Genomic DNA, 10,442 nt, shown 5'->3' on the forward strand with positions numbered 1-10,442 from the left:
ATGACACCTGAAGACAAGACAATCCTGGCCGGGTCCGCCCCCTGGCTGGGGGCCCTGCTCAATGTCGTGCCTGGCCTGGGCACCGGCTACATCTACCAGCGCCGCTGGCGGGCCTACTGGATCACCTCGGCCCTGGCCACGGCCTGGTTCCTGCTGGGCGCTGTTCTCGGCGGAGCCGCCACCGCCACGGACCTGACGGCGCCCGACCCCCGCAACCAGCTGATCGGCCTGGGGGGATTGCTGCTGCTGGCGGCACTGACGGCTGCGGAGGCCTTCCGCGAGGCGCGCCGGGCCCGGATGGAATGAGAATCTGAGGAGTCCTGTGCGCCTGCTGGCGGATGAGCGAGACACCCGCCGGCGACCGTCCCTCCGAGACACCTGAATCCGCTGGCCCCGTGATGGGGCTGCTGGCCCGGGGGCTGGAGCTGTGGCTGCGGCAGCAGTGCGAGGCCATCGAGCGGCTGGAGATCCGCCTGGAGGGTTCGGGGCTGCGGCTGCTGCGGGGGCGTCTGGATGGGGTGCGGCTGCGGGCCCGGCGGGTCGTGTACCAGGCGATGGAGATCGAGGAGGTGGAACTCCGCTGTGACGGCATTCAGGTGCGCATGGGGTCCCTGGTTCGCAACCAGGCGGTGAGGCTGGAGCAGCCCTTCCGCATCCAGGGGCTGGTGAGCTTCAGCGGCGACGGCCTCAGCCGTTCCTTCAGCACACCGGCCTGGCGCGGCCTCGGTGATGGCCTGGCCGACGACCTGCTTGGGCTCACCCCCCTGGCGGGACTGCGCATCCGGGAGGACCGGCTGGTGCTGCGGGCCTTCGCCAGCGGCGATCGGGAGCCGGTGGAGCGGGAGGTGGCGGTGCGGGCCGATGGCGGCACCGTCGAACTGCGTTGCGCCGAGGGGACGCCCCACACCCGGCTGCCGATGGATCCCAACATCCGCATCGAACGGGCCGAGCTCGGTGCCGGCCTGCTGCACCTGGAGGGGGAGGCCCGGGTCTCCCCCTGAGGGCCCAGGCAGACGCTCAGCCCCGCTGCAGCAGGGGCAGCACCAGGGTCACCGCGGAATAGACCACCGCCGGCACGAACAGGTAGCTGTCGATCCGATCGAGGATGCCGCCGTGGCCAGGGATCGCATCGCCGGAGTCCTTGAGGCCCGCATCCCGTTTCATCATCGATTCGGTCAGGTCGCCCACCAGGGCGAACAGGGACACCACCGCCCCCAGCACCGCCCCGATCAGCCAGCCCCAGCGCCAGCCCAGCAGCACCCCGCCCACGCCACCCACCAGCAGGGCGCAGAGCACCCCCCCCAGGGCCCCCTCCACCGTCTTGCCCGGGGAGATCGGCGAGAGGGCGTGGCGGCCCAGGCGCCGGCCGATCATGTAGGAGCCGATGTCTGTCGCCACGATCATCAGGCAGGCCAGCAGGGTGAGGGCCATGCCGGGGCTCCAGGGCCAGCCCAGCCCATCGAGGGCGGGGGCCAGGGCGGGGTCGGTGAGATCGCGCAGCTTGATCCAGTGGCTGGGCAGGAAGCCGAGATAAAACAGCCCGAACACCGAGGCGGCGATGTCGGCGATGGTGCCGGTGACCGGCTGCAGAAGCAGCCACCCGCAGATCACCGCCCCGGAAGCGGGCAGCACCGCCGCCGCCACGTCGCCCGCCACCCCGCCCCCCGGCCAGAGGCTGCCGGCGGCCACCTGGGTGGAGACCAGCAGCAGCTGCACCGCCACCAGGGTGGTCTTGGTGGCGGGACGGATGCCCTTGAACTGGGCCATGCGGAAGAACTCCAGCAGGCCCAGGTGCACGATCACCCCCACGGCGACGGTGAACCACCAGCCGCCCAGGCCCACCACCACCAGCCCGAAGCCGCCGGCCAGCCAGCCGCTCAGCAGGCGGGAGATGGACGTGGCGGGGCGGGGGGCGGGAGGCAAGGGCTGGGGCTCAACGCTCGGCGGCGATCACGAACAGCGGTTCGGCGGCGGCCAGCTTGGCCTGGCTGCCGCGGCGCTGCATGCGGTGCACGGTGGCCTGCACCACCTGTACATCGTGGGCCCCCAGCTGGGCGAGGGTGTCGGTGGCCTTGACCAGACCCTCCAGGTTGACGGTGCTGATCACCAGCCGTCCGGAGGGCTGCAGGGCCCCCCAGACGGCCCGCAGCACGTCCTCCAGGGGCCGGCCCACCTCCAGCAGCACCCGGTCGGGGTTGGGGGGGAGCAGGGCCAGGCCCTCCGGGGCCTCGCCGGCGTGGATGTGCAGGTTGTGGATGCCGAAGCGCTGCCGGTTGCGTTCCAGCAGGTCGATCGCCTCCGGATCCCGCTCCAGGGTGTGCACGGCGCCGGTGGGCATCAGCCGGGCAATTTCCAGGGCCAGGGCGCCGGTGCCGCCGCCCACGTCCCAGACCAGCGAATCGGCCCGGGGGCGCAGGTGGGCCAGCAGCATCACCCGCAGCTCCAGCGGCGTGGGGCTGAAGCCCGGGGCGTCCTCAAAGGCGCTGTCCGGCAGCCCGGGGGTGACGAAATCCCAGTGGAAGGGGTTCGGCAACGGGCTCACGAACCGGCCACGACGCTCACCGTATCAGCGATCTGACCGGGCCAGAGACGCCGTTGCGCCAGCAGCCAGTCGGCGCGGGCCGGATCGATCCGCTCCCCCGGCACCAGCAGTGGAATCCCCGGCGGATAGGGACAGATCGGTGCTGCAGCCACCCGGCCGGCGGCCCGCTCCAGGGGGACGGCCTCGGCGGGGCTCCGCCAGGCCACGCCGATCGGCAGCTCCGGTGCCGCCAGCAGCGGCAGGGGGGGCGGCGTGAACGGGGGCAGGGGCGGCCCGCCGAGGGCCCGGCGCAGGCCCTCCAGCTGGCGCGGCAGGCGCCGCTCCACACCCCGGGGCGGGTTCAGCCCCAGGCAGAAGGTGAGGGCCCCGGGTTCCGGCAGCTCCGCGATCACCCCCCGCTCCAGCAGCCAGGTGTCGGCCTCCAGGCCGTTGATCCCCAGCGGGGCCGTGGCCAGCACCAGACGCAGGGGATCGCCGTTGGCGACCAGCGGCAGGCCCAGGCCCTCCAGCCGGCGGCGCAGTCGGCCCGCCCGGGCCACGGCCCTCTGGCGCTGGTGCCGGCCGGCGGCGCTGGCGCCGTGCTCCAGGGCCGCGGCCGTCGAGGCCAGCAGCAGGGCGCTGGGGCTGGAGGTCTGCAGCCACAGCAGGGCCCGTTCGATGGCGGCGGGCGCCACCCGTTCGCCCTGGGCCAGCAGCGCCGCGCTCTGGGCCAGGCCGGTGCCGCTCTTCTGCACGGAGAGCACCACCAGATCGGCGCCGGCGGCCAGGGCTTCGCCGCCGCCGTGGGCCTGGTCCACCAGCACGGGCAGGCCGGCCTTGTGGGCCAGGGCCACCAGGGCCGGCAGGTCGGCCACCAGGCCCTGGTAGGTGGGATCCACCAGCACCAGGGCCGCCACCGGCTCGCCTGGCAAGGCGGCGGCCGCCGCCAGCACCCGCTCCAGCCGCTGTGCTTCCAGGGGCAGCCACAGGCCGGTGAGCGGATCGCTTGGCAGGTTGTACAGGAGCGGCTCAATGCCGCCCAGCACGCAGCCGTGCAGCAGGCTGCGGTGCAGGTTACGGGGCAGCAGCACCCGGGATCCCGGCGGGCTGAGGGCGAGCAGGGCCGCCTGCAGCAGTCCCGAGGCCCCGTTCACCCCGAACCAGCAACGCTCCGCCCCCAGCAGGGCCGCCGCCCGCCCCTGGGCTTCGGCCACCGTTCCCTCCGCTTCGAGGGGCCCGCCGAAGCCGGGCAGTTCCGGCAGATCCCAGCGGCCCGGTGGCTGGCGCAGCAGCCGGCGCAGGGCGGGTGCCAGGGCCCGGCCCCGGCCATGGGCCGGCAGGTGCAGGGCCAGCGGCGCTGACCGCCAGAAGGGGCCCATGGACCTGGGAAGACAGTTCCTAGAGTCTGACGATCGCTGCGGCAAGACACTGGCAGAGGCCGTCACCCCAACGCCCACCTACGACCCCAACGGAGATCTGCGCTGGCTGCTGCTGCGGCCGTGGGTCCTGGTGGCAAGGCTGATCGTGGTGATCTGGCGGCTGGCGGGGCTGGCCCTGCGGCTGGCGGTTCAGTCGAGCAGCACCGATGCCCGGGTGCAGCAGCGGCTGGCCCGCGCCATCCTCGAGACCCTCAACGACCTCGGGCCCTGCTTCATCAAGGTGGGGCAGGCCCTCTCCACCCGTCCCGACCTGGTACGACGCGACTGGCTGGAGGAGCTGGCCCGGCTCCAGGACGATCTCCCCCCCTTCTCCCACGCGGTGGCCCTGGCGCTGATCGAGGAGGAACTGGGGGGCCCCGCCCACCAGCTGTACGAAGAGTTCCCCGATTACCCGATGGCGGCCGCCAGCCTGGGGCAGGTCTACCGGGCCCGTCTGAGCGAGGGCCACTGGGTGGCCGTGAAGGTGCAGCGGCCCGATCTGCCCTTCGTGCTGCGCCGCGACCTGGTGATCATCCGCTCTCTGGCGGTGCTGGCGGCCCCGTTCCTGCCCCTGAATCTGGGCTTCGGTCTCGGGGCGATCATCGATGAGTTCGGCTCCACCCTGTTCGAGGAGATCGACTACCGGCGCGAAGCCGACAACGCCGAACGCTTCGCCACCCTGTTCCAGGACCACCCCGAGGTGACCGTTCCGGCGGTGGAGCGCAGCCTCAGCAGCCGCCGGGTGCTGACCACCAGCTGGATCAATGGCACCAAGCTGCAGAGCCGGCGTGAACTGGAGGCCCACCACCTGGATCCGGCGGCCCTGATCCGCACCGGTGTGATCGCCGGGTTGCAGCAGCTTCTCGAATTCGGCTATTTCCATGCCGATCCCCACCCTGGCAACCTGTTCGCCCTGCCGGGCAAGACCAACGGCCTCGGCCATGTGGCCTATGTCGACTTCGGCATGATGGATTCGCTCAGCGATTCCGACCGTCTCACCCTCACCGGGGCGGTGGTGCACCTGATCAACCGCGATTTCGACGCCCTGGCACGCGACTTCGTGGTGCTCGGCTTTCTCAACCCCAGCACCCCCCTGGGTCCGATCGTGCCGGCCCTTGAGCAGGTGCTCGGTGGTGCCCTGGGGGAGAACGTCGGCAGCTTCAATTTCAAGGCGATCACCGATCGCTTCTCGGAGCTGATGTACGACTACCCCTTCCGGGTGCCGGCCCGCTTCGCCCTGATCATCCGGGCGGTGGTGAGCCAGGAGGGCCTGGCGATGCGGCTCGACCCCGACTTCCGCATCATCCGCGTGGCCTACCCCTACGTGGCGAAGCGTCTGCTGGCTGGCGACACCGCCGAGATGCGCGAGAAGCTGCTGGAGGTGATCTTCGATCGTGACGGCCGCCTGCGGGTGGAGCGGCTGGAGAACCTGCTGGCGGTGGTGGAGAACGGCACCAGCTCCACCGACCTGCTGCCGGTCGCCCGCGACGGCCTGCGCCTGCTGCTTGGCAAGGAGGGCACCAGCCTGCGCCAGCGGCTGCTGCTGAGCCTGGTGAGCCACGACCGGCTGCACACCGATGATCTCCAGGCTCTGCTGGGGCTGATGGGCCGCACCTTCTCGGCCCGCAAGCTGGCCACGGGCCTGCTGGCCCGCCTGAATCCGCTCGCCGCCTGAGGCCCCACGGGTGCGCTGAGCGCCGGGCCAGGCGAAGCTGGGTCGTGACTCCGCCTGCTGCGGCTCTTGACCGAGGCACTGCTGCTGTTCGCCCTCCTGCTGCTGGTGGCCGGGTGGATCCTGCAGACCCTGTCGATGGAGCGGCGCCTCAGGCGCCTCGAACGCCACACGGCCTCCCTCAGCCAGCGCTTCTTCGCCCTCTCGCTCTGGAGCGAGGCCCTGGAGAAGCGCCTGGCGGGTGACCCCTGGCCCGGCCAGTCGGGAATCGCCCCTGTGACAACCCGGGCCTTGGACGCCGCCGTGGAGCCCGCGCCCGTGCCTGTGGCACCGCTGCGGCCGTCCAGGGGCGCGACCAGACCCTGGAAGCGAATCGAGCGGCTGCTGGTGGAGAACTGGAGCGGCCTGCTCGGCGTGCTCGTGGTGGTGGCCGGTGTCACCTTCATCACGATCCATGCGGGGTTGCGGCTGGAGGCCAGGGAGCGGTTCCTGGTGGCCCTGCTGGCGGGTGGGCTCCTGGCCCTGCCCTCACTGCTATGGGGCCGGCGACAGCGCTGGCGGGATCTCACCGACGGCATGCGCAGCGGAGGGGGCGCCCTGGTCCTGTTCGCCTGCGCCGCCGCCGGTGGCTTGCCCCAGCTCGGTCTGCAGTGGGTGGAGGACCCAGCCCAGGCCCTGGCCCTGCTGGCTGGCGGCGTCGCCGTCAACCTCGGCCTGGCCGCCATCGCCCGCACCGCCACGATCGCCTCCCTGCACGTTGCCGTGAGCCTGGTGCCGCTGGCGATCGCTCCCCAGGGTGGACCGGCCCTGGCGATCGCCACGGCCATCGCCCTGGTGGGTTCTGAGCTGCCCCTGCGGCACCGCTGGCAGCGGCACCGGTTGGTGGTGAGCTGGGTCTACGGCCTGTTTCAGGTCGGATGGTTTCTGGCCAATGGCCCGGCGCTGGCCGTCTCCAGCGCCCTGACGACCGGAGCTGCCCTGGCGGCGGTCCTGGTCTTCGGCCTGGGATTGCTGCGGCTGCACCGACCTGGGGCCGCGCCGCCCCAGCTGCAGGCCCTGCCCGTGGCCCTGCTGCTGAGCCTCTGGGGCGGCCTCGGCCTCGCCCTGCTGCTCTATCCCCGTGAGGCGGCCGTGAGGGCCTTGGCCCTGACGCTCAGTGCCGCCGTGGCCCTGCTGCTGGGGCGCAACGCCCGACGGCGTGGTCCGCGCTGGCTGGCCCTGGGCGATGTGCTGGTGGGGCAGAGCCTGGTGCTGACCGCCCTGCTCAGCCTGGCGCCCCTGGTCGCGGATGGGCCGTTGCTCGCCGGTGCGGTGCTGCTGGAGTGCCTGCTGTTCCTGGGCCTGGCGGTGCGGGAGGACTCCGGGCCCCTGCGACGCATCGGCTGGTGGCTCAGCGTGGCGGCGAGCCTGCTGCTGGCGATCACGGGCCTGGTGGCGGCGCTGCTGAGTCGCGATCCGGTGGCCCAGCTCCAGGCCGGTGCCGTGCTCACCGGCGGGGCCGCCCTGACGGCCGCGATGCAGGGGCTGCTGCAGCGCCGTGGCGTGCCGCTGCCGCTGCCGCCCCTGCTGGGCTGGCTGGCCGGCGGCCTGATCACGGTGGGGCCAGCCCTGGTGGTGCCCGAGGACTGGCGCTCCCCCCTGAGCCTGGTGGTGATGGGGGCGTTCCTGGTGGCGGCCAGGCGCTGGCGCCCACCGGGTCTGCTGCTGGGCGTCAGCGTTGCCATCGGGGCGGCCCATGGCTTCGGCTGGCTGGCGCTGCTGGCCCAGTCCCCCTGGCCGGCCATGGCCCTGGTCGCTCGACTGCTGCCCCTTGGGCTGCTGGCCGTGCTGTTGATGCGCTCGGGCGGCGGCAGCCGCCAGCAGTGCCTCGGCCTCGGTCTGCTGGCCGTCGATGCGGGGCTGGGGGCCCTGTGGTGGCTGGAGCCGATCTCGCCCCTGCTGCCGGGGGTGGCCTGGCTGCTCCTGGCCGCCGGCGCCCTGGCGGCCACCCACCGGCTGCGGGGGGCGGCCGTGCGGGCCGGATTGGTGCTGTCCCTGGTGTACCTGGCCGGATTCGGCGTCGCCTATCTGCTGGTGATCGGGCCCAGCCAGGAGCTGGTCACGCTCGGGGCCCTGCAACTGCGGGGACGCTGGCTGGTCGAGCTGCTGGCGATCGCCGTGTGTCTGCACGGCTGGTTCTTCCGGGCGGGAGCCGACCTGGAGCGGCTGCGGAGCTGGCAGGTCGTCCAACCCTGCTTCCTTGAGGGTGCCCTGCTGGGCGTGGCGCTGACGCTGCAGGGGGAGATCAGTGCCCCCTGGCGACCCGTCGCCTGGTCGCTGCTGGCCCTGGTGCTGGTCTGCCCGGCCCTGATGCGGCTGTTCGCCATCCGCCTGCAGGTCTACGGCGTGGTGGCCTACTGGCTGTCGGTGCTGGCGCTGGTGCACAGCCTCGGTGGTGGCCTGTCCCCCTTCCCCCCCGTCACCGGAGCGGCCCAGGCCTCCGGGGTGGTGGCGATCGCGCTGCAGGCGGCGTTCGTCGTGGCCTCCCACCGCTGGCTCGACCTCGAACGGCTGGCCCAGCCCGGGGGATGGCCGCCGCTGGGATGGATCGGAGCGCGGGTGGCGCAACGCCGCAACCTCTGGCTGTACTACCCCCTGTTCGTCGCCGTGGCCCTCGTGCTGGCCAGCGGCTACGACCGCGCCCTGCTGACGCTCCTTTGGACCGGCGAAGCCTTCGCCATCTACGTGCTCGGGATTGTGCTGCGGGAGCCCCAGTTCCGGCTGGTGGCCCTGGTGGGCCTGGGCGCCTGCCTGCTGCGGTTGCTGGCCATCGACATGGCCCAGGCGGACCTGGGTCTGCGTGGTCTGGTGTTCATCGGCGTGGGCCTGCTGCTGCTGGCCCTGAACGCCATCGTCCACCGCCTGCGGAGCCGATTCAGCTGACGGGGCGGCACCGGCGCCTAGGGTCGGGCGCGATCGCCTCCTGATGCTTTCCGTGACCCAGCTGCTGGCCGCCCTCTCGACTGCTCCGGTGACCCTGCAGCAGGCGGGGCTGGACCAGGCCAGCGGTGATTTCGGCGATCTGGATGCCCTGGAGATCCTGCTGGAGTACGCCCCGCTCACCTACCCGCCGTACATGCTGGCCGGGATCGGCCTGGCCATGGCCGTGCTGTGCGGACTCACCTTCGCCAAGATGATCCAGAACCGGCTGGAGGGCTGGAAGCAGGACCGGCTGGCCCTGCTGCCGATCTCCAACCTGGAGACGACCCTGCCCTACGCGGGTCTGGTGATCGGCGTGACCCTGTTCATCGGCGCCAGCCTGCAGGTGTTCGGCTTCGCCGCCGGCGCGGCCCTGCTGGTGGCCTTCGTGCTGTCGCTTCTCACCGGTGGTGCCCTGTGGGTGCAGTTGGAGCGGCTGATGGCCCAGGTGCAGGACGGCACCTTCCGTGCGGTCGACTTCGATAACTTTGACCAGTTTTTCTGATCACCCAGTGCGGGTTGCCGCCGCCCGCCCACCGGCAAGGCCTTGTAACGTAATGAAATATCGCAACACGGTCATGGAAGCCTCCCTTTCGATCAACCGCCAGTTCTCGATCGCTGTTCACTCCCGCGCCATCGACAGCTGCAATGACATCGAGGAACTCCGCAAGGTCGCCAAGACCCTTCTCTCCGCCTGGCAGCACCAGGCCGAATTCAGCGAGCATTACGGCGCCCAGCTCCTCGGCATGCGCCGCTGACGGCCGGCGCTCAGGGCGCCTCGTTTCCGTTGTCCCCGTCTTCGGAGCCGCCATGGCCCCGGCTCCGCCAGAGTTTCAGCCCCACTCCGCCCCACAGCAGGCTCCAGAGCACGAAGGTGATCAGGGTGCCCAGCTGCCCGCCTTCGAGGTCGTAGACCCCTGCACCGATCAGGCCTGCATCGATCAGCGAGCCGCCCACCCCCCAGCCGAGCACCCAGAGCGCCGCCAGGGCGATGGCCGTTGCCTGCTCCTTCATGCTTCGCCCTGCGCAACGGCCCCAGCCTGCCAGCCCAACCAGGCTGTACGCTTCTACTGATTCAAAGATTTCTCTTCGGCGAGTGACAACGTCCCGAAAGGGCTTTCGACGAATCCGTTCATAATTGTTTCTCTGTTCATGACGATTTACGTTGGAAATCTCTCCTTCGACGCGGAGGTAGATGATCTCAACCATCTGTTTGCGCAGTATGGAGCGCTGCGTAACTGCAGCCTGCCCCTCGACCGGGAAACCGGCCGCAAGCGCGGCTTCGCCTTCGTTGAAATGGCCAATGAGGCCGATGAAACCAAGGCCATCGACGACCTTCAGGACGTCGAGTGGATGGGGCGAATGATCCGTGTCAACAAGGCCCAGCCCCGCACCGGTGGTGGTGGCGGCGGCGGTGGCGCCGGCGGCGGCCGTCCCCGTTACTGAAGCCAGGTACCCCCTGCAGGCCAAAGCCCCCGGAGACGGGGGCTTTTTTGATGGGCCGTAGGGGCTCAGGCCACCAGATAGGCCTCAAGGGAGCGGGAGTGGTGGCGAATGCCTTCCAGGGCACGCCGCTCCAGGTTGCGGGTCTTGTCCCGGCTCATTCCCAGGGTGCGGGCGATGCCGGTGAGGCTCATCGGCTCCTCGCCATCGATGCCGTAGCGCATCTTCAGCACGCGGCCCTGCAGTTCCGGCAGCTGCTCGAGCAGGGCCCGCAGGTCGCCCTTGAGGCACTCGCCGTCCACCAGCTCGGCCGGCAGCAGGTCGTCGCCGGAGAGCAGATCCAGCAGCTCGGTGTCTTCGCCATCGCCCACCTTTGTTTCGAGGCTCACCGGCTGGCGGGCGCGGCAGAGCAGGTCTTTGACTTCCTCTT

General features: G+C 71.3%; 12 protein-coding genes. 7 read left to right on the top strand and 5 right to left on the bottom strand.

Going from position 1 to position 10,442, the window contains the following annotated elements:
• Nucleotides 1-306 (top strand): DUF8646 family protein, encoded by a 306-nt coding sequence (locus tag KUG43_RS16340; protein WP_216910872.1) that lies wholly within the window; start codon nucleotides 1-3, stop codon nucleotides 304-306.
• A 32-nt stretch (nucleotides 307-338) separates the two neighbouring features.
• A complete protein-coding gene (locus KUG43_RS16345) occupies nucleotides 339-1,001 on the top strand; it encodes an LmeA family phospholipid-binding protein (RefSeq protein ID WP_216910843.1) in 663 nt (220 codons plus the stop codon).
• A gap of 16 nt (nucleotides 1,002-1,017) precedes the next feature.
• Here KUG43_RS16345 and KUG43_RS16350 read toward each other — a convergent pair whose 3' ends face one another.
• From KUG43_RS16350 to KUG43_RS16360, 3 genes are read right to left on the bottom strand one after another with little or no spacing between them, the layout of a single operon-like run.
• Nucleotides 1,018-1,923: a phosphatidate cytidylyltransferase gene (locus KUG43_RS16350; protein ID WP_216910845.1), complete on the bottom strand. Its 906-nt coding sequence runs from the start codon at nucleotides 1,921-1,923 to the stop codon at nucleotides 1,018-1,020.
• A 10-nt stretch (nucleotides 1,924-1,933) separates the two neighbouring features.
• A complete protein-coding gene (gene cbiT, locus KUG43_RS16355; protein ID WP_216910874.1) occupies nucleotides 1,934-2,533 on the bottom strand; it encodes a precorrin-6Y C5,15-methyltransferase subunit CbiT in 600 nt (199 codons plus the stop codon).
• Nucleotides 2,534-2,538: 5 nt separating this feature from the next.
• Nucleotides 2,539-3,900 (bottom strand): aminotransferase class I/II-fold pyridoxal phosphate-dependent enzyme, encoded by a 1,362-nt coding sequence (locus KUG43_RS16360; protein WP_216910847.1) that lies wholly within the window; start codon nucleotides 3,898-3,900, stop codon nucleotides 2,539-2,541.
• On the opposite strand from KUG43_RS16360, the gene KUG43_RS16365 reads away from it, so the two are divergent.
• The 4 genes from KUG43_RS16365 (at nucleotide 3,899) to KUG43_RS16380 (ending at nucleotide 9,327) form a co-directional block, all read left to right on the top strand.
• Nucleotides 3,899-5,614: an ABC1 kinase family protein gene (locus tag KUG43_RS16365; RefSeq protein WP_286194905.1), complete on the top strand. Its 1,716-nt coding sequence runs from the start codon at nucleotides 3,899-3,901 to the stop codon at nucleotides 5,612-5,614. The two genes, KUG43_RS16360 and KUG43_RS16365, sit on opposite strands and share 2 nt — an antisense overlap.
• A gap of 66 nt (nucleotides 5,615-5,680) precedes the next feature.
• The gene (locus tag KUG43_RS16370) at nucleotides 5,681-8,533 is read left to right on the top strand and encodes a hypothetical protein (protein WP_216910849.1); all 2,853 of its coding nucleotides are present in this window, start codon (nucleotides 5,681-5,683) and stop codon (nucleotides 8,531-8,533) included.
• 43 nt (nucleotides 8,534-8,576) lie between these two features.
• Complete coding sequence (locus tag KUG43_RS16375) at nucleotides 8,577-9,074, top strand: hypothetical protein (RefSeq protein ID WP_216910851.1); 498 nt, start codon at nucleotides 8,577-8,579, stop codon at nucleotides 9,072-9,074.
• Nucleotides 9,075-9,147: 73 nt separating this feature from the next.
• Nucleotides 9,148-9,327 (top strand): hypothetical protein, encoded by a 180-nt coding sequence (locus KUG43_RS16380; RefSeq protein ID WP_216910853.1) that lies wholly within the window; start codon nucleotides 9,148-9,150, stop codon nucleotides 9,325-9,327.
• Between the two features lie 10 nt (nucleotides 9,328-9,337).
• Here the strand turns inward: KUG43_RS16380 and KUG43_RS16385 are convergent, their stop codons facing one another.
• Nucleotides 9,338-9,583: a hypothetical protein gene (locus tag KUG43_RS16385; RefSeq protein WP_216910855.1), complete on the bottom strand. Its 246-nt coding sequence runs from the start codon at nucleotides 9,581-9,583 to the stop codon at nucleotides 9,338-9,340.
• Between the two features lie 138 nt (nucleotides 9,584-9,721).
• Here KUG43_RS16385 and rbp point away from each other — a divergent pair, with 138 nt between their 5' ends.
• Nucleotides 9,722-10,015: an RNA-binding regulator gene (gene rbp, locus KUG43_RS16390; RefSeq protein ID WP_216910857.1), complete on the top strand. Its 294-nt coding sequence runs from the start codon at nucleotides 9,722-9,724 to the stop codon at nucleotides 10,013-10,015.
• Nucleotides 10,016-10,080: 65 nt separating this feature from the next.
• On the opposite strand, the gene KUG43_RS16395 is transcribed toward rbp, so the two are convergent.
• The coding region (locus KUG43_RS16395; protein WP_286194907.1) for a sigma factor-like helix-turn-helix DNA-binding protein at nucleotides 10,081-10,442 on the bottom strand (362 nt) is incomplete at its 5' end.

It is taken from the genome of Synechococcus sp. CCY 0621 (genome assembly GCF_019038465.1).
Taxonomy (GTDB): domain Bacteria; phylum Cyanobacteriota; class Cyanobacteriia; order PCC-6307; family Cyanobiaceae; genus Cyanobium.

Excerpts from the sequence above, each read along its gene's own strand:
- KUG43_RS16340 (WP_216910872.1), top strand. The coding sequence starts at position 1 with ATGACACCTGAAGACAAGACAATCCTGGCCGGGTCCGCCCCCTGGCTG.
- KUG43_RS16345 (WP_216910843.1), top strand. The coding sequence starts at position 339 with ATGAGCGAGACACCCGCCGGCGACCGTCCCTCCGAGACACCTGAATCC.
- KUG43_RS16365 (WP_286194905.1), top strand. The coding sequence starts at position 3,899 with ATGGACCTGGGAAGACAGTTCCTAGAGTCTGACGATCGCTGCGGCAAG.
- KUG43_RS16360 (WP_216910847.1), bottom strand. The coding sequence starts at position 3,900 with ATGGGCCCCTTCTGGCGGTCAGCGCCGCTGGCCCTGCACCTGCCGGCC.
- KUG43_RS16375 (WP_216910851.1), top strand. The coding sequence starts at position 8,577 with ATGCTTTCCGTGACCCAGCTGCTGGCCGCCCTCTCGACTGCTCCGGTG.
- KUG43_RS16380 (WP_216910853.1), top strand. The coding sequence starts at position 9,148 with ATGGAAGCCTCCCTTTCGATCAACCGCCAGTTCTCGATCGCTGTTCAC.
- KUG43_RS16385 (WP_216910855.1), bottom strand. The coding sequence starts at position 9,583 with ATGAAGGAGCAGGCAACGGCCATCGCCCTGGCGGCGCTCTGGGTGCTC.
- rbp (WP_216910857.1), top strand. The coding sequence starts at position 9,722 with ATGACGATTTACGTTGGAAATCTCTCCTTCGACGCGGAGGTAGATGAT.